The sequence below is a fragment of the Serratia sp. FGI94 genome (assembly GCF_000330865.1).
GTDB classification, from domain to species: Bacteria; Pseudomonadota; Gammaproteobacteria; order Enterobacterales; family Enterobacteriaceae; genus Serratia_B; species Serratia_B rubidaea.
This window is the reverse complement of the sequence record NC_020064.1, coordinates 3,512,026-3,533,105: the sequence shown is the minus strand read 5'-3', so window position 1 is coordinate 3,533,105 and position 21,080 is coordinate 3,512,026. Positions and strand designations below refer to the sequence as shown.

At 54.8% G+C, this 21,080-nt stretch carries 15 protein-coding genes and 2 pseudogenes; 11 read left to right on the top strand and 6 right to left on the bottom strand.

Features of this window, described 5'->3' with window-relative positions; all coding sequences use genetic code 11:
* Nucleotides 1–24: 24 nt before the first annotated feature.
* The 8 genes and pseudogenes from guaA (at nucleotide 25) to D781_RS16085 (ending at nucleotide 11,812) form a co-directional block, all read left to right on the top strand.
* The gene (guaA, locus tag D781_RS16110) at nucleotides 25–1,602 is read left to right on the top strand and encodes a glutamine-hydrolyzing GMP synthase (protein WP_015673398.1); all 1,578 of its coding nucleotides are present in this window, start codon (nucleotides 25–27) and stop codon (nucleotides 1,600–1,602) included.
* 279 nt (nucleotides 1,603–1,881) lie between these two features.
* Nucleotides 1,882–2,058 (top strand): annotated as a pseudogene (locus D781_RS24230) (integrase); the annotation flags it as partial.
* Between the two features lie 131 nt (nucleotides 2,059–2,189).
* Nucleotides 2,190–5,498 carry an NERD domain-containing protein gene (locus tag D781_RS23255; protein ID WP_015673397.1) on the top strand — a complete coding sequence of 1,103 codons (3,309 nt, stop codon included), beginning with the start codon at nucleotides 2,190–2,192 and terminating at the stop codon, nucleotides 5,496–5,498.
* Nucleotides 5,499–5,614: 116 nt separating this feature from the next.
* Nucleotides 5,615–5,870 (top strand): annotated as a pseudogene (locus tag D781_RS24225) (integrase core domain-containing protein); the annotation flags it as partial.
* A gap of 118 nt (nucleotides 5,871–5,988) precedes the next feature.
* Nucleotides 5,989–6,339, top strand: a complete 351-nt coding sequence (locus D781_RS16100) for a hypothetical protein (protein ID WP_015673396.1) — start codon at nucleotides 5,989–5,991, stop codon at nucleotides 6,337–6,339.
* 596 nt (nucleotides 6,340–6,935) lie between these two features.
* Nucleotides 6,936–8,375: an MFS transporter gene (locus D781_RS16095; protein ID WP_199557168.1), complete on the top strand. Its 1,440-nt coding sequence runs from the start codon at nucleotides 6,936–6,938 to the stop codon at nucleotides 8,373–8,375.
* Between the two features lie 49 nt (nucleotides 8,376–8,424).
* On the top strand, nucleotides 8,425–10,104 hold the full coding sequence (locus D781_RS16090) for a glycoside hydrolase family 43 protein (protein WP_015673394.1): 1,680 nt from the start codon (nucleotides 8,425–8,427) through the stop codon (nucleotides 10,102–10,104).
* A gap of 328 nt (nucleotides 10,105–10,432) precedes the next feature.
* Entirely contained in the window at nucleotides 10,433–11,812 is a 1,380-nt protein-coding gene (locus D781_RS16085) for a carbohydrate porin (protein ID WP_015673393.1), read from the top strand.
* Between the two features lie 140 nt (nucleotides 11,813–11,952).
* On the opposite strand, the gene D781_RS16080 is transcribed toward D781_RS16085, so the two are convergent.
* Nucleotides 11,953–13,182 carry an MFS transporter gene (locus D781_RS16080; protein WP_015673392.1) on the bottom strand — a complete coding sequence of 410 codons (1,230 nt, stop codon included), beginning with the start codon at nucleotides 13,180–13,182 and terminating at the stop codon, nucleotides 11,953–11,955.
* A 102-nt stretch (nucleotides 13,183–13,284) separates the two neighbouring features.
* Here D781_RS16080 and D781_RS16075 point away from each other — a divergent pair, with 102 nt between their 5' ends.
* Complete coding sequence (locus D781_RS16075; RefSeq protein WP_015673391.1) at nucleotides 13,285–13,731, top strand: helix-turn-helix domain-containing protein; 447 nt, start codon at nucleotides 13,285–13,287, stop codon at nucleotides 13,729–13,731.
* Between the two features lie 61 nt (nucleotides 13,732–13,792).
* Here D781_RS16075 and D781_RS16070 read toward each other — a convergent pair whose 3' ends face one another.
* Nucleotides 13,793–14,545, bottom strand: coding sequence for an SDR family oxidoreductase (locus D781_RS16070; RefSeq protein ID WP_041412181.1), 753 nt, complete (start codon nucleotides 14,543–14,545; stop codon nucleotides 13,793–13,795).
* 296 nt (nucleotides 14,546–14,841) lie between these two features.
* Nucleotides 14,842–15,549 carry a glutathione S-transferase family protein gene (locus D781_RS16065; RefSeq protein ID WP_015673389.1) on the bottom strand — a complete coding sequence of 236 codons (708 nt, stop codon included), beginning with the start codon at nucleotides 15,547–15,549 and terminating at the stop codon, nucleotides 14,842–14,844.
* A gap of 109 nt (nucleotides 15,550–15,658) precedes the next feature.
* Between D781_RS16065 and D781_RS16060 the strand changes: the two genes are divergently transcribed.
* Nucleotides 15,659–16,009 carry a helix-turn-helix domain-containing protein gene (locus D781_RS16060; protein ID WP_015673388.1) on the top strand — a complete coding sequence of 117 codons (351 nt, stop codon included), beginning with the start codon at nucleotides 15,659–15,661 and terminating at the stop codon, nucleotides 16,007–16,009.
* Between the two features lie 127 nt (nucleotides 16,010–16,136).
* On the opposite strand, the gene D781_RS16055 is transcribed toward D781_RS16060, so the two are convergent.
* Entirely contained in the window at nucleotides 16,137–17,333 is a 1,197-nt protein-coding gene (locus tag D781_RS16055) for an MFS transporter (RefSeq protein WP_015673387.1), read from the bottom strand.
* 244 nt (nucleotides 17,334–17,577) lie between these two features.
* Between D781_RS16055 and D781_RS16050 the strand changes: the two genes are divergently transcribed.
* Nucleotides 17,578–18,324: a sulfite exporter TauE/SafE family protein gene (locus D781_RS16050; protein ID WP_015673386.1), complete on the top strand. Its 747-nt coding sequence runs from the start codon at nucleotides 17,578–17,580 to the stop codon at nucleotides 18,322–18,324.
* Between the two features lie 20 nt (nucleotides 18,325–18,344).
* Here the strand turns inward: D781_RS16050 and D781_RS16045 are convergent, their stop codons facing one another.
* Together D781_RS16045 and D781_RS16040 are read right to left on the bottom strand one after the other, a co-directional pair.
* The gene (locus tag D781_RS16045; protein ID WP_015673385.1) at nucleotides 18,345–20,492 is read right to left on the bottom strand and encodes a PipA/GogA/GtgA family type III secretion system effector; all 2,148 of its coding nucleotides are present in this window, start codon (nucleotides 20,490–20,492) and stop codon (nucleotides 18,345–18,347) included.
* Between the two features lie 152 nt (nucleotides 20,493–20,644).
* Nucleotides 20,645–21,070, bottom strand: a complete 426-nt coding sequence (locus tag D781_RS16040; RefSeq protein WP_015673384.1) for a GNAT family N-acetyltransferase — start codon at nucleotides 21,068–21,070, stop codon at nucleotides 20,645–20,647.
* Nucleotides 21,071–21,080: the final 10 nt, after the last annotated feature.

The following is a 21,080-nucleotide window of genomic DNA, read 5'->3' as shown; positions in this document are numbered from 1 at the left end:
TTTTGTTGCTGGAATTCGCCTCACATGACACAAAATATTCATAAGCATCGCATTCTTATTCTGGACTTCGGTTCGCAGTACACCCAACTGGTAGCCCGTCGCGTGCGCGAAATCGGCGTTTACTGTGAACTGTGGGCCTGGGACGTCAGCGAAGAGCAGATCCGCGAATTCAACCCGAGCGGCATCATCCTGTCCGGCGGCCCGGAAAGCACCACCGAACACAACAGCCCGCGCGCGCCGGAATACGTCTTCAACGCCGGCGTGCCGGTGCTGGGCGTGTGCTACGGCATGCAGACCATGGCGATGCAGCTGGGCGGCCAGGTACAGGGCTCCAGCGAGCGTGAGTTCGGCTATGCGCAGGTGGAAGTGACCACCGAAAGCGCGCTGATCCGCGACATCGAAGACGCCATCAGCCCGGCAGGCAAACCGCTGCTGGACGTGTGGATGAGCCACGGCGACAAAGTCACCGCCATCCCGTCTGATTTTGTCACCGTCGCCAGCACCGACACCTGCCCGTTCGCCATTATGGCCAACGAAGAAAAACGCTTCTACGGCGTGCAGTTCCACCCGGAAGTGACCCACACCCGCCAGGGCCAGCGCATGCTGGAACGTTTTGTCCTGGATATCTGCCAGTGTGAAGCGCTGTGGACCCCGGCCACTATCATCGAAGATGCGGTTGAACGCATTCGCGAGCAGGTGGGTGAAGACCAGGTGATCCTCGGCCTGTCCGGCGGCGTGGACTCTTCCGTTACCGCGATGCTGCTGCACCGCGCCATCGGCAAGCGCCTGACCTGCGTCTTCGTTGACAACGGCCTGCTGCGCCTGAACGAAGCCAAGCAGGTGATGGAGATGTTCGGCGACCACTTCGGTCTGAACATCGTTCATGTGGAAGGCGAGCAGCGCTTCCTGGACGCGCTGAAAGGCGAGAACGATCCAGAAGCGAAGCGTAAAATCATCGGCCGCGTGTTCGTTGAAGTGTTCGACGAAGAAGCGCTGAAGCTGGACGATGTGAAATGGCTGGCGCAGGGCACCATCTACCCTGACGTGATCGAATCCGCCGCTTCCGCCACCGGCAAAGCGCACGTGATCAAGTCGCACCACAACGTGGGCGGCCTGCCGAAAGAGATGAAGATGGGTCTGGTTGAACCGCTGCGTGAGCTGTTCAAAGACGAAGTGCGCAAGATCGGTCTGGAGCTGGGCCTGCCGTACGACATGCTGTACCGTCACCCGTTCCCGGGGCCGGGTCTGGGCGTGCGCGTGCTGGGCGAAGTGAAGAAAGAGTACTGCGATCTGCTGCGCCGCGCCGACGCCATCTTTATCGAAGAGCTGCATAAAGCTGACCTGTACAACAAGGTCAGCCAGGCGTTCACCGTGTTCCTGCCGGTGCGCTCCGTCGGCGTGATGGGCGACGGCCGTAAGTACGACTGGGTTGTTTCGCTGCGTGCGGTGGAAACCATCGACTTTATGACCGCGCACTGGGCGCACCTGCCATATGAGTTCCTCGGCCGCGTCTCCAACCGCATCATCAACGAAGTAGACGGCATCTCCCGCGTGGTGTACGACATCAGCGGCAAGCCGCCGGCGACGATTGAGTGGGAATAATTCCGCGCTGATATCGCCCGTTTGATGGCATACAGATAAGACTAAGCCCGCTTAATAGCGGGCTTTTTTGTGTCTGGTAATGATTGGCAAATTTTAGCATCGCCAAGCACCATTTTTTTTATGGCATAGTTATTGGTATTACTAGTACTTGATACCATGTTGCCATTAAGACATGAATCATGGTATTGAATATATTCAACGGATTGATTTTAATTGTTTTTTTTCATATGAAACTAATGTTTTTTAGTATGATATTTTGAGCGGAGAACGACGGAAACTATGCTTATCGATACCAAGCTACGCAATCTCAAGCCTCAGGATAAACTTTACAAAATTAATTATCGCGATGGCTTGTATGTAGCGGTTTCTCTCTGCTAGAGAGATCTCATTTCGCATAACGACTCAATCCACGGTAGGCAAGAGGCAATTACTATTGGTCGATATGATGTCACCGGTCGGGGACGTCGAAAGCATATGGCGGCCAGGTCAGCAACTGAGAAATTTGAGAGGGGATATGGTAGCTTGGTATGTTACGGTTAAGGAGAAACTATGGACTTGTTTTCTAGGCGACAGGGATACTCTATCTGATGAGCACAGCACGTAACAGTGAGAACAAAGTCCGGTTGTTCATCGGAGAGCGGATTGAGCACATCTCGGATCGCGAGGTTTTGGCCACCGTTTGTGATGTTCTAGAAAAGGGCACCGAGTGGGCTTACATATTCGCTAACTTTAACGTGAATGGGCGTCAGGTTGATGTCGCGGTTTTTTCCGCCACCATTACGCTTGTTATTGAAGCCAAGGGATATACACAGCCCATTAAGGGAGGGGTGAACGGCAGTTGGACCCAAATTGGATCGTACGGTAGTCGAAAGCTACGCAACGGGTACACTCAAGCTTTGGATGCTAAGAATGCGTTACGTGATGCAATATCCGAGCTATTTGGTGCACTTTCCGGCTATCCCAACGCTTTGCTAGCTATTGTGCCAGCGATTCCATCAGGCTCCTCGTTACCACTGAGTGATTTCAAGGTAGCTACTGGCGGGTTGGATGCGATCGCGGTTGCTCTCCGTGCGATGTCAGGATCCTTGCTGAGTAAAGAGCAATGCCAAGCACTCGCAGCTCATTTGAACCTTGAACGCGTATCGGGAAGGGATGCGGCAATTCATGAAACTGTGCTGTTATCAGAGCGAATAGTGTCAAGCTATGAGTCTGCTTTTTTGGAGTTTCATAGACCAACCGGTACACTGCTAGTAGAGGACCAATACCACCTTGATGACAAACTGATCTCAGCATCTATGATTCTAGAGATGGTTCTGTCGTCGCAATCTGCGCTTCTGATCAGGGGACCGTCAGGATGTGGAAAGTCCTTGCTGAGTGCTCGCATCGCTACGGAATGTATCCAAGTCGGTGTGCTTCCTATCCACATCCAAGGTAAAGACTTCGAGGGAAAGCTTCAGAAGATAATTGACGTTGAGCTTAGACTACTTGGCACTTCCGTACGCGATTTACTAAGAGCAAGTCGTTTCCTCGTAAGGCATATTGTCCTGTTTCTCGACGGCTACAACGAATGCCCAGAACCTTTGCGAATGACTTTGACACGAAGTCTCCAAGCGTTTTCACTACGCTACGGTGCGGGTATTGTCATCACCTCACAAGGCACCTTGGCTAGACAAGAGCTTCTGCCAGTTGAAGCGATTTTAGTCAGTCCGCCGCAACTCGCATTGAAGTTACAGCTCGCAAAACTTAACCAAGAAGATGAAAACTTCACAAACTGCCAAGCTCTCCTTGAGATTGCTCTCTCAGGGCTTGAAGCTGAACTCATTGGGCAAGCTGCTGCATCACTGCCTGCCGGGGCAAGTACGTTTGTTCTATTCGACACGGTTGCCCGGATGCGCCTCGGCAATTTTGCAACTTCGGGAATTCGGGCTCTTTCCGGGTTTGCAGAGGAACTAATTTCTCAAACTGCGTTTAGTATGTCTATTCGAGAGTTTGATCGATTTTGCGATGCGACAAACGTGACAAACATGACGCGGGACGCGGTCCTTAAGTCGCGGCTTGTATTACAGCGCGGTGACAGACTCAGTTTTTCTCATGAAATGTTTTTCTATGCTTTCATGGCGGAGTCTGTGGTTCGCATAGCATGCAAAGATTCTGAGCGTGTGCAAGCTTTTCTGCGCTCTCCGCGATTTCATGGTTCTAAGGCTCTTATTCTCGGCGCGATGGAGGACGATTCGACGTTAAGGGATATTTTGGAGAAGACCACTGATCGGGACATCCTGGAGTCTTGCGTCCGAGGAGAGTGTGGAGAGACCGCAGGAAGTATCATGAAAGTAAAGCTCGACGTGCTACTCGCCGAAATGATCGCAGAGGCTTCTGAACTGCGCTTCCTACTGAATGACGAAGGATGGTTTGGCTGTTCGATTGAGGCTGGCGTTTCTCGGTCAACCCTCTCGAAGTTTGAAGTTTTTCTTCCTGCCATTGGTTGGTTTCTAATGCAGGGAGTTTACTTAGAACAAATCATGGCGGCGTGTCGCGTCATGGACGGGAAAATTGCCGAAGCCAATCGGGATCTCTATAAGGAAGCAAGGGACAAAAATGTGCCACTTCGGCACGCGACATTTGGCCAAGCCTATGTGTTCGATCACAAGATTGCGCTTTCGCGGCTTGTGTCCTTTATCCATAGTGGTGGCTTACGCCACACTCAAGGGAGAGAGCTTGGTGACGCTCTAAATAAATCATGGAATGAAGCGAGCACGTATAGCGAATTCTACGTCCTTCTCGGAATCACTAGGTTCACGGAGCAAGCATCATGGGCTGCGTCATGTGTATTGGATCTCCTTGAGCGTCTGAAAAGCTTGCCTTATCACCTCCAGCTAGCCGCGGTAGACTTTTGTGCCCACTTGCGAAATGTGGATGATGCAGTCAAGGCAAAGATGATCGCGGTGCTTAAGGACTCAGCTAACAAATTGGGCTTGTTTATGAATTCCATTATTCTCGATGCACTGAAGGGGTTGGGCGGACTAGACGACGAAGAAGAAAACTACAGAACAGTGGTCTTAGAGGAGATCGAAAGTGTGTTCTCCGAGTCGGGACCACAGGCCGATACGGAAGCATGGAATATCTTTTCTCGACAATTTGATCATCCGCATGAGAGCATTTATTGGGAAGAGGTAAACAATCTCGCTAGCGATCAGAAGCGGCAGTTTCTCTTCAAGGCACTCAAAGGGGCGAGCACCGATTATGTTTCCTTTGTCGGTATTTTGATTCATCAGCTCGCAGATTTCGGTGATCCAGCAGTTTCTGAGGCTATTGAACCATGGCTTAGGTTGCCAGCCAAAAGGTATGTCATCCCACAAGATACAGTCGAGGTATTTTTCGCAGCGCATGAAGCGATGGGGATTTTGGGGCTCCCACTTCCTGCTACAGTAGCATCGTCTATCGATATCGATGAAACTGTGCGAGCCTGTGGGGAATTAGCTTACTGGGCTTGCCGGTTGAGCCATCGTGAACTTGAGTCCTCACCCCAGACTCTCGGTGCGCGGACTACGTTGTTGGCTTACTCCGCTTCGGCAAGTGCTGGAGCACTTTGGTCTTCAACATCTCGAATGTTGTCTTCGGATAGTGCAAGAACTCATGTTGCAAAGAGCTATCCAAACACCGCCCTAGCTGTTTGCCGCGATGCACTAATCAATCGCGGGGTGCAGAAGACATACCACGAACACGGATTGAGGAATGATTTGGCGTGCATTGCTTCCTTTTCTATTCAAGTGATTGGGCAGTTTGGGGGCACCGACGACTTGCAATATTTACGCAGTATTTGCGACGATGAGGGGCTGGGTCATGCAGCACTCGACGCGATCAGGAAAATTGAAGAGCGCGTCCGTTACCGAAAATAAATGCATCAGCGGGGATATTCATGTTCATAGGAGCTTATTATCTCCGGCACTGAGTCTCTCAGACCTTTCTATTGACTGTTGGTTAATACGAAGCTCCGATAATGTTATTGCATGGTAGCTGTCCAAAATTTATCTCTCTGAGGATGACTGAATGGGCTGAGAAACATGCAGTAAGGTTGGACTTATCAGTCTGGGGAAACCAACGCAAAATGCTTCCATGGAGCGTTCTAACCGAATATACCGTATAGAAGCACTCGATTTTTATCTGTTCAGAACACTGAATGAAGTGCGTGAAATCACTGGAAATGGATTTCATAATATAACTGTAAATTCCCGAACGAACAAATGAATAATATTAAACAGAAGGAATGACGCCAACAGAATTATTTAGCCGGAAAGGGCATGGAACTAAAATGGGGCTATTCACAGACGGAACTACGGGGAATCCGAAGCCAGCCAGAGTTAGGAGAAGAATGGGAGGGGGATGTTAATGCAAGAGTTAGAGTATAGGGTGCCTTACAGCCTAGACAATTTGATTACTAAAATCGCTCAAGAGGGTTATACAAAGGATAACTTCTGCCTTTATACCAAAGAGTATGAGGCAGCAGCTACTCCCGGACTGACATGCTATCTTGAGCGTTATCCGGATGTGAGCGATGATGATGAAGAAGTGTATCCTGACTATGTAGAGCAAAATGAGTTGGAGCTGTTTTTTTATGGTGACCAATTTATGGATGTGCTCAGAAGTGCGCTGAATCAAAAACCTAATGCAACTGTGGATGATATTATCTCGGGGGTGAATTATTACTTGGATAATGATACATTTATCACGTTTTCATAGGTATAAAATTTCATAATCCAGTAAAGACCGTTTTGCTGCCTTTCTGACCATGTCGTAGCACCCTGTGTGGATTCTATCCATGCAGGTGCACGCCATGAAAAATCTCTCTCTCTGCTGCCCGAAATCAGTATTAAGCAGAAAACCGTCACCTTCACGCCTCTTCTTGAACATAGTTTTGCCCCGGCTGGTGGCTGGTTTTCATTATCCTGTATTTCCCCGGCTGAGTACTCAATTACGTTATCTCACTTTGTGATTAATAGAATGCTCAAATGTGAACCATATCTCAAAAAATACGGCCATCTATTTAACGTGTTAATAGCCATATCGGGCGTTCATTTTTCGGTGGAAACCGAGGCAATTAAACAATGTGCTGCTTTTTCAGGCCAGGTTCAGCGACAGTGGGCATGGCCAGTGAGTTGCCAATCGCCCCGTTGGCTATAGGCCTATATAAGGCCTTTGTCACCGTGCTCACGGAAATAAAAAAACATAATTAATAAGTACAAAAACGTAATAGATCACCAGCCGTAATCTGTGTCAGAAAGTATTCCGCGTTCACAAAATAGGCAGGAGATGTGATAAAAATGAGTGAAAACATAATGCAAAGTCAGCACGATGAGTATCATAAACTAACGCGTGGAGAACGCATTGGTTATGGGCTGGGTGACTTTGCCCAAAATCTTGTTTTTGGGACAATAGGCGGTTTTCTTGCTCTACACATGTTGACTGTTAATGCAATCAGCACCGCAGCCGCGGGGTTTATATTTCTTTTTGTCAGAATTCTCAATGTGTTTTGGGACCCGATGGTCGGGACTTTTGTTGATAAAAGGAGTTCAGCGTCCGGGAAATACCGTCCCTGGCTGCTAAGAGCCGGTATTCCACTTGTGATTCTCTCCGCCTTGCTGTTCGCACCTATTCCTGAAGTGCGTGGATCCGTGCCTTTTGCCTTCGTCGTTTATCTGGCCCTGGATTTGGTTTATTCGGTGGTAAATATTCCGTATGGTTCTCTTAATGCTTCATTAACCAGAGATCCTGCGTCAATCGATAAGCTGACGAGTACGCGCATGATGCTGGCTAATAGCGCCAACCTTCTTGTCTATACCTTATTTCCCATGTTCGTACAAATGGCGGCCCCCAAAGATCGCAGCATCAAGGATACCGGGCTTTTCGGGCTTAAGCTGGAACTGGGAAACTATACCGATCCGTCAGCCAGCTACGCGTGGTTTGGCGTTTATTCTGTGTATATGATCGTCGGGGCGGCGGCGCTTTTCCTGTGTTATAAATTAACCAAAGAACGCGTTGTCGCTACGGTAGAGCAATCTGCCAATGTAAAAGCGACGGATTTATTCCTTGAACTCAAAAATAACCGGCCGCTTGTCATTCTCGGCGTGTTTTTTATGCTGGCCTTTACCTTCATGTTTTTCATGAACACGGTTAATGGTTTTTTCAATCAGTTTGTTGTCGGCCATTCGGAATGGATGGGCGCCGTTGGTCTTGTCGCCTCAATTCCAGGTATTTTATTCCCGATTTTTTGGCCAAGACTCAAGAAAATATTGGGTAAAAAAGGATTCTTCCACCTTTTCCTTGGCATGTTTATCGTGGGGGAATTGCTGACATACATCTGGTCACTCGATGGCATGCATGATGAACTCTGGCTGGCTTATATCGCAACATTTATTAAACAGTGGGGGTTAACGTCGGCGACCGGCTTTATGTGGGCGCTTGTCCCAGAGGTTATTGCGTATGGCGAATTAAAATCAGGCAAGCGAAACGCCGCAATTATTAATGCCATTATGGGGCTTTTTTTCAAAGTCGGCTTTACTCTTGGCGGTGCCATTCCGCTTTGGCTGCTGGCCGCTTATGGCTTTAACGAAGTCGCTGCCCAACAAGATGCAAACGCTATCGCTGGAATCAATATGACGGCGATTTGGATCCCGATAGCGCTAGCCTTTGTGTCGATGATCATTATTCAATGCTATCCCATCTCAGATAAAAACATCACGGATATCAACCGTCAGCTCGATGAAATACGCATATAATTAAATCATTGATAAATAAACTAAATTTATTTAAAAAAGGTAAAGCCCTATGTCACTGATTCAAAACCCTATATTGCCTGGATTTAATGCAGACCCAAGTATTATCCGCGTCGAGGACACTTACTATATCGCAAATTCGACCTTTGAGTGGTTCCCCGGCGTTCGTTTACATGCGTCAAAAGACCTGGAGCACTGGCGTCTTCTGCCGAGTCCGTTGTCAACAACGGCGCTTTTGCAGATGAAAGGGAACCCTTCATCAGGTGGGATCTGGGCTCCGGCTCTCTCTTATGCCGATGGCAAATTCTGGTTGGTTTATACGGATGTGAAAGTCACCGAGGGCGCCTTTAAAGACATGACCAACTACCTGACCACCGCAACGGATATCCGTGGTCCATGGACCGATCCCATCAAACTGAATGGCGTCGGTTTTGATGCTTCGCTTTTCCATGACGATGATGGCCGTAAATACCTGGTGCAACAAACCTGGGACCACCGAGAGTACCGCCACCCTTTTAACGGCATTACGTTAACTGAATTTGATGCCGATACGCTGAAATTAAAACCAGAAACGGCGCGCACCATTTATCGGGGCACTGCGGTTGCGCTGGTTGAAGGGCCACACCTCTACAAACTGAATGGATACTATTATCTTTTTGCCGCTCAGGGAGGAACCGTCTTTACCCACCAGGAGGTTGTTGCGCGTTCAACCAGCCTGGACGCCGACAGCTTTGTAACGGCTCCGGGGGAGGTCTTCTTAACCAACGTAGATACGCCGGACAGCTATATCCAAAAACAGGGCCACGGCAGTCTGGTGTCAACCCCCGAAGGTGAATGGTATTACGCCTCACTCTGCGCGCGCCCCTGGAACCATGCCGGTGAGTCTGTCTACGATCCGCGCGGGTGGTCAACGCTTGGCCGGGAAACGTCGATTCAAAAAGTTTATTGGGATGAAGAGGGTTGGCCACGTATTGAGGGCGGCCACGGAGGAAAAACCTTTGTCGAAGGGCCAAAAGGTGCCGTTGGTAGCCAAAGCGCAAAGGATCATAGTCAGCAAGATGATTTTAAATCGTCGGCGCTCGATCTCAATTGGAATACGCTCCGCGTTCCGTTCACCGAAAAAATGGGTACAACAGGCGACGGAAAATTGACGTTAATCGGGCAGGGTTCTTTAGCGAATACTCATGACCTGTCGCTTATTGCCCGGCGCTGGCAGGCTTTCTATTTTGATGCGCAGGTTAAAGTTAAATTCAATCCATTTAATTACCAGCAAATGGCAGGCTTGACGAATTACTATAACGATCGTCACTGGAGCTTTGTATTCATTACCTGGAATGAAATTAATGGTGCGGTTATCGAGGTAAGTGAGAATAATCGTGGTAAATATACCTCGTATCTGAAAGAGGATGCCATAAAAATTCCGGAAGGTAGCGAGTATGTCTGGTTCCGCACAAAAGTAAGAAAGGAAAGTTATACCTATGAGTATAGCTTTGATGGGATTAACTTCACTGAGATTCCGGTCACCCTGGATGCCGCTGTTCTTTCTGACGACTATGTATTGCAAAGCTATGGCGGGTTCTTTACCGGTGCGTTTGTCGGCCTGGCGGTCGTAGACTACTCCGGCTATGCCGCCAGCGCAGAGTTTTATAATTTCTCCTATCAGGAACATGGTGATTCGTTAATGGCAAATGGCAGTTATAGCTGGGAAGCCAGTGAATCACGCTTTAATTAAAGGCTAAAGTTGTAATTAAGATAATAAGTACAGCGTCAGTCGGGGGCTAATTCATCCCTGACTGATTATGCGCACCTTCTGTGAAATTAATGCGGGTGCTGGCAGCGAAGTGTCCGATAGATACCTTACCGACCTGTTAACTGTTGGTATGACGTGATCACGTCCGTCAATATCTGATTGTTCTGACTATGGAGGATATTATTACGCCGATGTTATCACTGTACCTCTGAGAAATAAAAATAAAATCAACTTGTTTTGGTGGCGTCATTTCTATTGGCACCAGAGCGGGATGGTTATTTTCTTAAAATATAATGAATTTGAGATAGCCATGAAAACTGTAAATAAAATCCCTTTAGCTATGGCGGCTATCGCCGCGCTGTGCCCTGTTTCCGTACTGGCGCAGGAATTCACCCAGGAACAGATTGACGCCATCGTGGCTAAAGCGGTCGATAAAGCATTGGCCGAACGGCAGGTGAAAATTGACGCCGCAGCCGATAAAAAGATTGATGTCATTACCACCCCGCAGACCACCGCGGCCTCGCCGGACTTGGCGATTCCATTCGGCCTTAAGTTCAGCGGCTATGCCCGCTATGGCGCCCACTTCCAGACCGGCGATCAGAAATATGTCGGCGTCGACGGTTCTTATAACGGCGCCTCGGCGATCGGCCGTCTGGGTAACGAAAGCAACGGCGGTGAATTCCAGATAAGCAAAGCCTTCAAAAGCGCCCAAGGGGCGATCTGGGATATTAACGTCATGTTTGACCACTGGAGTGACGAAGTGAACCTGAAAAAGGCCTACGTGGGCGTCACTAACGTGCTCGAATCGAACCCGAATGCCTACCTCTGGGCCGGCCGGGACTTCCACCAACGTCCGCAACAGGGGATCAACGATTACTTCTGGATGAACCACGACGGCCAGGGGGCCGGGGTGAAGAACTTTGATATTGGCGGCGTACAGTTTGACGTGGCGGCGGTGTCGCAGGTGAAATCCTGTAGCCCGGAAGTGATGGCCGATGAGACGAATCCATCACGCATCACCTGCACGGGCAGCTCCGATACCGGCGATAACGGCCACTACGCGCTGACCACCAAAACCCACGGCATCAAGGCCGGGCCGATCGACGTTGAAGTGTACGCCAACTACGGCTTTGACTCGAAAGCGGTGGATAGCGACGAGCGACTCAAGGCCTGGCAGGGGGGACTGGTACTGAGCCATACCAACGACAGCGGGGTGAACAAGCTCATACTGCGCTACTCCGACAACGCGGATAACAGCGTCTACAGCAAGACCGACGATCTGACCACCGTCTACGCCAGCTTTGAGGGGAGCCATAAATTTACCCAGCAGGCGCAGGTCGAATATCTGCTGGCCTTCCATGATTATGATAACGGCAAGGACAACACCGACAACCGTAAAAACTATGGCGCCATCGTACGGCCGATGTACTTCTGGAACGACGTGCACTCCACCTGGCTGGAAGCAGGCTACCAGCGCGTAGACTACGATCGGGGCGGGGATAACAAGGGCTGGAAGCTGACGCTGTCGCAGAATATTGCCATTGGCATGGGGCCGGAGTTCCGTCCGATGTTACGTTTCTACGTCACCGGCGGTCAGGTGGAGAACGAGCATACCGCCAAAGTTAATGGCACCAGCAACGAACGCTTGGATTCACTGAACGTTGGCGGCATGTTTGAGGCGTGGTTCTAAGTTGGCAGGATAGCCTCCCAAGGAAGGGCTTTGACTTCTCGTCAACGTACGCTGCTCCTCTTCTGCCAATAACGAATGCCGGCCCCGGGCCGGTTTTTTAAATTCTCAGCCTTAAAGATCGGCTATAGCCCCTGCGGGCATCACTTGCCGTTCGCCCCATAACGCCGCGTTGCCCACCAGAATAGCAGCGCCAGCAGGCTGACCGCGGCGCCGAGCAGGCATACGCCCTGCCAGCCGGCGTAGGCGTAGGTCGCCGTGGTGCCGATAGCCCCCAGGCCGCTGCCGAGCGCGTAAAACAGCATATAGAGGCCGACCAGCCGGCTGTGGGCTTCGGGGCGGGTACGGAAAATCATGCTTTGGTTGGTGACGTGCAGCGCCTGTCCCCCCAAATCGAGCAGTACAATGCCGATCATCAATGCGCCCAGCGACCATGGCATCAGCGACAGCGGCCACCAGGCCAGCAGCAGCGCCGCAAGCGCCGCCGCGCTGGTGCGTTGGGCATATCCCCGGTCGGCCCAGTGCCCGGCCCGTGCGGCAGCCAGCGCCCCCACGACGCCCGCCAGGCCAAAGGCGCCGATGGCGGTGTGCGAGAAGTTATAGGGCGGGGCGCTTAACGGCAGCACCAGCGCGCTCCAGAAGATATTGAACGCGGCAAACATCAGCAGCGCCAGCATGCCGCGCACCTGCAACACTTTTTCCTGCCGCAGCAGCGCCAACATTGAAGCGAGCAGGCTCAGGTAGCGCATCTTGTGCGGCGCGACCGGCAGGCGGGGCAGCCGCTGCCAGAGCGGCAGTGCGATCGCCAGCATCAGCACTGCGGCGCACAGGTAGACGCCGCGCCAGCCCGCCAGATCGCTGATGCCGCCGGCAAACACCCGCGCCAGCAACAGGCCGATAAACACGCCGCTTTGCGCCGCGCCAACCACGCGCCCTTGCTCATGGGGCGCAGCGGCGCTTGCCGCATAGGCAATCAGGCCCTGGGTCATCGCGGTGCCCAGCAGGCCCACGGCGAGCATGCCGGCCAGCAGGGCGGGGGCGGAACGCGCCAGACCCACCGCGACCAGCGCAGCCGCAAGGGCAAACAGCTGTATGGCGATCAGACGGCGGCGATCGCTCCGATCTCCCAGCGGCACCAGCAACAGCAGGGCCAGGGCGCAGCCGAGTTGGGTGGCGGTGATCACGCCGCCGACGGCCGCCTGGCCGATGCCGAAGTCCAGCGCCAGCGCGTCGAGCAGCGGCTGGGCGTAATAGACGTTCGCCACGCTCAGCCCGCTGGCGACGGCGAACAACCACACCAGACTGCCGGGCATCTTCACCGGCTGAGTCAGCGCGTTGTCCGGTGGTAACGGTGAGGCAACAGAACTCTTCATAGCAACGCCCTTGCAATCTGGTTGCAAAAAGAAACTGATTGAATGCTAAGTCAGGCAGTTTTAAAATGCAACCAGAAAACCAACGGCCGCTGAGGAGGCGCTATGCCATCGCGTAAACCAATGCATGATGAACCCTGTCCGGTAGCACGCTGCGTCGATCTGATCGGCGATCGCTGGTCGCTGCTGATCGTTCGCGACGCCTTTGACGGCCTGCGCCGCTTCGGCGACTTTCAACGCAGTCTGGGGATGGCGCGGAATATTCTCTCCGACCGGCTACGCAAGCTGGTTGATGCCGGCGTGCTTGCCCTGCAGGGCGCTTCGGACGGTTCGGCGTATCAGGAGTATGTGCTGACGGACAAGGGGGAAAGCCTGTTTCCCGTCGTGGTGGCGCTGCGCCAGTGGGGGGAGCGGCATCTGTTCGAACGCGGCGAGCGGCACTCGCTGCTGATTGATAAGCACACCGGCGAACCGGTTCCTTTAATGGCCCCGACCGGGCGGGACGGCGGCGTGCTGGCGGCCAATGCGACTGAGGTGCGCAAGGTAACGTGAAACCGGGGGATATCTCGGTTTCTCTGCGGGAGGCCGTTAGTTTGTGAAGATCCTGTGTGGCTTATACCCCGCCGCACAGGTCGGTAAAACTGCCGGTGACGAACGAGGCTTCATCGCTCAGCAGCCACAAAATGGCATAGGCGACTTCTTCCGGCGTGCCGCCCCGTTGCATCGGGAAGTTTTTGGCAATCCGGTCCACCCGCTGCGCCTCGCCGCCGTCGGCATGGATATCGGTGTAAATGCCGCCCGGACGCACGCAGTTGACGCGGATGCCGTCAGCGGCGACCTCTTTCGACAGGCCGGTGGTGAAGGTATCGACGGCGCCTTTCGACGCGGCATAGTCAACGTATTCAAAGGGGGAACCGCTTTTCGCTGCGCCGGATGACACGTTGACGATGGCGCCTCCGCGCCCCCCGCGGGACAGCGACATGCGTTTGATCGCCTCGCGCGAGCAGTAAAAATGGCTCATGACGTTGGTCAGCAGCACCTGTTGGAAGCGCTCGCCGTCCATATCAATCATCGCCATTTTTTGCTTCAGGATGCCGACGTTATTGACCAGATGGGTAATGGCGCCCAACTGGCGGTCGATATCGTCAAACATGGCGATGACCTGACGCTCATCGGAGACATCGGCGCGGATGGCGATGCATTTCCCGCCCTGGTTTAAAATTTGATCGCGAACGTTAACTGCGGATTTTTCATCGTTTAAATAGTTCAAACAGATCGAATAACCCCGTTCTGCCGCCAATAATGCCGTTGCAGCGCCAATACCGCGCCCTGAGCCCGTTATCAATAATACGTTATCGTTTATCATCATCCTGTCTGGTGCCTTATATTAGGAATAAAAAACAGAAGGTTAATTGCAAACAAATAAGAAAATACGGCGCTGTTAATATATAGCCGTCCTTGCGGAATAAATCGAGTTTTTGCGGCGCGGTTCAGACGGCGACCGACCGGGCAGAGTACGGCGACTGGTCGAAATTTGGGGAGCAGCAGCTGCTTAACACGCCGGTGCCGGGAAGCGCATAAGCGGCGTATCGCTTGCCGTCCGGCATCGGTTAATTCAGCCCGCGATAGCGCGGGCTTTTTTATTGCCGCCACGGCGGCATGCTATGCGGCGCCAAAGCGTTCGATCACCTCCGGCAGCGCAATATGGCCGCTGCAAGCGCCGTTGCCGGGCTGCATGTCGCCGCTTTCCAGTGCGGTGGCATAGATCACCGCAGGATCGGCCTCAAGGCGGCTTCTCAGCGCGGCCAGCTTCGGCCAGCGCGTTGATGCGGCTACCTGGTGAATATCGAGCCAGCGGGCGACGCCGATCAGAATCGCGTCCGCCAGCGTCGGACGATCCGCGAGCAGAAAAGGCATCTCACCGATCATCGCCTCGAGCTGGTCGTGACGCTTGATCACGGACTCGCGGCCCCATGTCTGCAGCACATCCTTCATCACCGGGTTGGGCGGGGACATCTCCATCGCCGCCCAGAGCGGGCTAAAGGCGGCGGTGAAGCCGGTGTTGATAAACGCCATCAGCTGGTGCATACGGCCGGCGGTGGGCGACTGCGGGTCAAAGCTGATGCGGCGCGCGCTGTCCCGCGCCACCAGCCAGGCGGCGATCGCCAGGTTTTCCGTCAGCACTTCTCCTTGTTCGGTGATCAGCGCCGGCGTCTCCACCCGCGGGTTAAGGCGCTGATAGGCCGGCTCGCGCATTTCGCCTAACATATCGACGCGGCACAGTTGGTACGGGCGGCCCAGCCATTCAAACGCAGCGACAAGCCCCATAGAACTTCCCGCCGGGAAGCCGTATAGCAGAATTGGTTCCATACTTAGGTTCTCCAGGATTGAGAGTGATGGCGCTGCGCAGCGATGTGTTACTGTAGCAGCCGGTTGCCGTAAGTAAATTACGCACTTTTTTGTTACCACGAGCCCCGATATGAAAGACCTGATTTCCCGTTGCCCGATAGAAGAAGTGATGCAGGTTCTCAGCGGCCGCTGGCCGACGTTGCTGATCTACTACCTGCAGCATGGTTCCAGACGCTTTAACCAGCTGCGTCGGGATAACCCGACGATCTCGCACAAGATGCTGACGTTGGAACTGCGCAAGCTGGAGGATGCCGGCATCGTTCATCGCACGGAATTTGCGGGCTACCCGCGGCGTGTCGACTACGCGCTGACCCCGGCAGGGGAGCAGTTGGTGCCGCTGATTGATGCGCTGGGAGCGTGGTGGGAAGAGACGGATAGCGGTGAAAAAGAAGGGCTGGGCGAGCCGGATTCAGCCGCATAACGGCGGCTTCCTTAGATTAAGATAAGTTAACATCATCAATTTTAAGCTTGATGCGCGTTAATTAACGGGATCGTATTTATCAGGCGGCATTACAGCGCCGCCTGCGCTTCAGAAGATTTGTCAGCTCTTACTCACGCGCTACGGCTTTCTGCCTGCCGGGGATCAACGTGAGCAGCGCCAGCGCGACGGGGAGCAGCGATCCCCACAATACCGCATTCCAGCCAAACAGATTCAGCAGCGCGCCGGAGGAGAAGGAGCCGACGATCATCACGCCAAACACCACGAAATCATTCAGCGACTGCACCTGGGTTTTCTCTTCCGGGCGGTGAAAATCAATGATCTTTGTCGACGCGCCGGTAAAGCCGAAGTTCCAGCCGATACCCAGCAGGATCAGGGAAAGCCAGTAATGGGCAATCTCGGTGCCGCTCAGCCCGACGACCACGGACAGCCCGGTCATCAGCAGTCCCGCGGCGGCCACAGGCATCGCCCCGAAGCGGTTAATCAGCCGGCCGGTAAAAAAACCGGGGCCGAACATGGCAATAACGTGCCATTGAATGCCCAGATTGGCCGCCTGCTGAGAGATGCCGTGCATATGCATTGAGAGCGGCGCGGCCGTCATCAGGAAATTCATGATCATATAGGTGACGGCGCCGCTGAATACCGTGCGCAGAAAGCCGGGCTGGCGCACAATTTCCCGCAATGGGCGGCCGCCGCTTTTGGCGGCGGCAACCGGCTCGGCGGCTTTGACGCCTGTCAGTACCCAGGCGGAGAGCGCAGCGACCAGCGCCTGCGCAACGTAGGTGATGGCAAAGGTGTGGGGAGGCCAGAGATCCATGGTGCTGGTGACCAGCATCGGGCCGATAACGCCGGCCGCGACGCCGCCGCCCATCACCAGCGACAGCGCCCGCGCGCGCCGTGCTTTATCCACGCCGTCCGTCGCGGCGAAGCGGAATGACAGCGCCACTGCGGCGTAGGCGCCACCTAAAAAGGCGGCGAGGCAGAACAGGGCGAATGAGCCGATAACGACCGCCAGCGCGGCAGCCAGGCCGGTGACCATCCCGGCGCCGGTACCGGCCATAAAGGCCGCCTTGCGGCCATATTTGCGCGCCAGCACGCCAAACGGCAGGATACAGGCCGCCATCCCCAGCACGAACATGGTGATGGGGAAGGTGGCAAGGGAAGCGTCCGGCGCGATGGCGTTGCCGACAATCGCGCCGGTGGCGTAAAACACCACCGAGTTCGCGCCGGCCAGCGCCTGAGCCGTCGCCAGGCGCAGGATATTGCGCTGCTGGTCCTTGAGCGGCAATGTGCTCTCTGTCTGCATAAGGTTACCTTTCCTGGTTGATTGTCGGCGTGTTCCGGTGCGCACGCGCTTTATTTTCAGTTTCCACTAAAAATCGGCTTGTCGCACGCATTATCAGCCATACTTCGGCCGGCAGCGAAGTATGGCCGGGTTCTTTGAGCCAGGATGTTTATCCCAAGGAAAAAGGAGCCCGTTATGTTTGCCATTACCATCAACACCAACGCGTCCGCAGCGTTATTTTCCCTTACCGGTGGGGAGCGACATCATGACTGACTTTGATAACGCCACGCTGCTGCTGAGCGGCGCGGTTTTCCTGCTGGCCGGGCTGGTGAAAGGCGTGACCGGCATGGGGCTGCCGACCGTGGCGATGGGGCTGCTGGGCGCGCTGATCTCGCCGGTCGCCGCGGCGGGCATGCTGTTGCTGCCCTCATTGGTGACGAATATCTTTCAGTTGGCAGGCGGCGGCAATACGGCGGCGCTGCTGCGCCGGCTGTGGCCGATGCTGTTGATGGTGACGCTGGCCACGCTCTGTACCAGCGGCTGGATCGCGGCAGGCAACAGTAGCCGCACGCAGCTGGCGTTAGGCGTGGCGCTGATTATTTATGGCTTATGGACCCTGTCAGGACGCATTTATGCCGTCTCCGCCCGCGGGGAGAAATATTTTTCGCCGTTTGTCGGGCTGGTCACCGGCATGCTGACCGGCGGCACCGGGGTTTTTGTTATGCCGGCGGTACCCTGGCTGCAGGCGTTGGGGCTGGAAAAAGATGAGCTGGTGCAGGCGCTGGGCATCTCTTTTACCTGCTCGACGCTGGCGCTGGCGGCGGGGCTATGGTGGCACGGCGCCTTCCAGGCCGGTTCGCTGGGAGCGTCGACGCTGGCGGTGCTGCCGGCGTTGGTGGGGCTGTTTGCCGGGCAGAAGCTGCGCCGGGTGATCTCACCGCTGCTGTTCCGCCGCTGTTTTCTGCTTTGCCTGATCGTGCTGGGCGTGGAAATGACGCTGCGGGCGCTCTGAATATGGCCGTTCTGCCGCGTTTATACCCGCAGATAGTCCGCCAGGCTGCGGGTGTCGTCGGGGTTGACCCGGCGTGCCAGAACCGGGTCGAAAAACAGCGTATTACCCTGCGGATCGCTGAGTTTTAACACGGTATGGTTTTGCAGTTCGAATCTGGCATTTGGCTTCACGCCGGGAATGTCCGGGCTGTCGCCCATGGCGATGGACAGCGGCGTATCAATGGTATGCAGCTCAACCTGATGGTGGCCGGCGCTGTTTGCCAGCGTCTGAAACAGTTTGCTGATGGAGGCCGCGTCGGCCTGCTGTTCAAGCGCAATATCATAAATATCGCGCTGGCTTTCAGCCGGGTTGAAGCGGACGGTCTGGCTGCGTTTATTTTCGTCCGCTAATTTTTGCAGCAGGCTCAGGGTGCTCTCTTTGCCGTGGGTATGTTTGAACAACGGGGCGAACGCCCGCTGGATGTGTTGGCCCGCCTCCTGCTGTTTGGCCTCCAGCCCCGGTTCAGGGAAGGTGCTGATGCCCGCCCTCATCAGCGCATCCATAATGCCGCGGCCATACACGGCGGTTTCCTGCGGATGGCGCGCGCGAATATGGGCGGTTTCGTCGTTGGTGAGGGTGGCGGTGTTCAGGTAGTTTTCCATGCTGTCGCTGCGAAACGGGTTAACCGCACGGCCCAGCAACGGATCGAAATAGCTGCTGTTGCCGTGCTCATCGCTGATTTTTAACACCGCGTGTTCGGTCAGACGATGATGTTCGCCAGGCTGGCCGGCCGACGGCACGCTGAGATTGCCGGCGACGGGGAAGGCGTGGGTCTGCGCCTTAAAGCCCGCCGCCTGCGCCATGACCAGGTAGAAGCGGCAGGCTGCTTTGGCATCGCCGCGTTTTTCCTGCATGGCGGCCAGCAGACTGCCCGGAAATGCCGGGTCGAAGCGGAAGGTTGCGGTTTTTTTGTCTTCCGCATGGAGTTTATGCAGCAGCTCCGCGGCGCTTTTTTCCTGCCCCGTTACGTGTTTGAACAGCGGCGCCATATTGCGCTGGAAGGTCTGGCCCATTCTTGTGGCGTTGGCGGCGTCGTGCGGGTAGGCGACCCCGCCTTCCCGCATCAGCCCGTCGAACACCTTGCGGCCAAACGCTTCCCGTGCAGCGCCAGCTTCCGGGTCCGGCCGCGTCAGTTCTTCTACCGGCTCGTTATCTTCGGCGATTGCCGGCCGTGAGGCGTGGGACGCGGCGCCGTTTGCTGCGGCAGCGGCTGGTTGGGGAGAAGAGGATTGCAGACGCTGTGCTGACGGCGCGTCTGCCGTCGGGCGGCTTAGGGGCGCTGGCGCTGTTTTTGCCGGGGGGGCCGTCGGGGAAGCGTCCTCCTGCGCAGCGGTCGTTGTTGCATTGGCAGACGGCGGCGTTGTTTTGGCGTCCGTCGGCCGTTGCGGCTCAGCGTCGCCGGTCGGCGCCGGATGGCTGATGCAGGCGGGATCCTGCGTGCCGAGCTGACGCACTATCTCATCCACCACAATATTCAACAGCTCAACCAGCGGCCCGCGCGGATGGGGTTTGCCATGCAGGCTCTCATGCTGCGGCAGTCCGGTCAGCCCTTCAAGCAGCGCGTGCAGCAGGGCGCGCCGCTTGCTCAACGGCTGTTGCCCCTGTTCGCTGGCGTAGCCGGGCGGGGTGCCGTTTAACACCTCAAGCAGCAGTTTCAGCCCCAGCGTCTTGGCGGAGGGTTGATGCGCCGGCGTGGTGGCGGCAGCCTGTGGATTGATCTGCCAGTGAGGGGCATGGCCGCCGAATCTGACCTCGTCGCGATAGGCGTGGTTAAACGCCGCGCGGAAGGTGGCGCTGTGGGCGTAGGCCTCCTGCAGGCCGTGGGTTACCGTATGGTGCAATGCGCGCAGCGCGTTATTGCCCTGCTTGACGGCGGAGAGAAACATGTCCGGCAGTTCACCGGGGCGGAACTTGTGCGTTGCGTCGCCGAGTTTGGCTGAGAACGCGTGGCGCAGCGGGCTTGGCTGAGTAAACTGCCGCATCATCGCCTGAGAATGTGTGCTTAGCAGTTGGTCGTGCGCGCGTCCCGCCATCTGGGACAGGCCGGCGAGGCCATGGCGCTGGTGGTGCAAAGTCTGACTGATGCCTCTTACCGCCGCGCCAAGCAGCGCAGGATTTAACCCGACCATAAATTGCCCTCCGTTCGCTCCGCCCACGTTTCATTATTGCTATCATAGTGAGTAATCATTGCGTGGGGAGGGTTCCCTCATGGCGAAGATTTATAACGGATGGCAATAATATCGAAGCGGTGCTGCGTGAAGGGGAATTGCGGGCCAAGCAACTACCTGGCGGCGCTGTGCAGCAGATAATAGGCGTCGTCGCCTTCTCCTCCCTGGCTGACAATATGCCAGCCGTGCCGCCGGTAAAACAGCAGGGCAGGCTCGTTCCGGATCAGGCATTTTAACGCGCCGGTGGTGCGGAAGGTGGATTCTGCCTGCTTGAGCAGGGCGCTGCCGACGCCGCGCGTTTGCTGAGCCGGATCCACAAACAGGTTGTGGATGAAATCGTCCGCCCGGTAAATGGAAACAAAGCCCAGCGGTATACCATTCTCTTCGGCCACCCAAATCTCTTCCCCCAGCGTGGCGCGATCAAAATCTTTCGACTGGTAATGGCGGGTATCCCGCCAATGAAAGGCGGTTTTACGTGCGGCCAAATATAAGCGGCGCAGAGAGGGACGATCGGATTCTTGATATGGCCGTATTTGCATCATGTTCCCT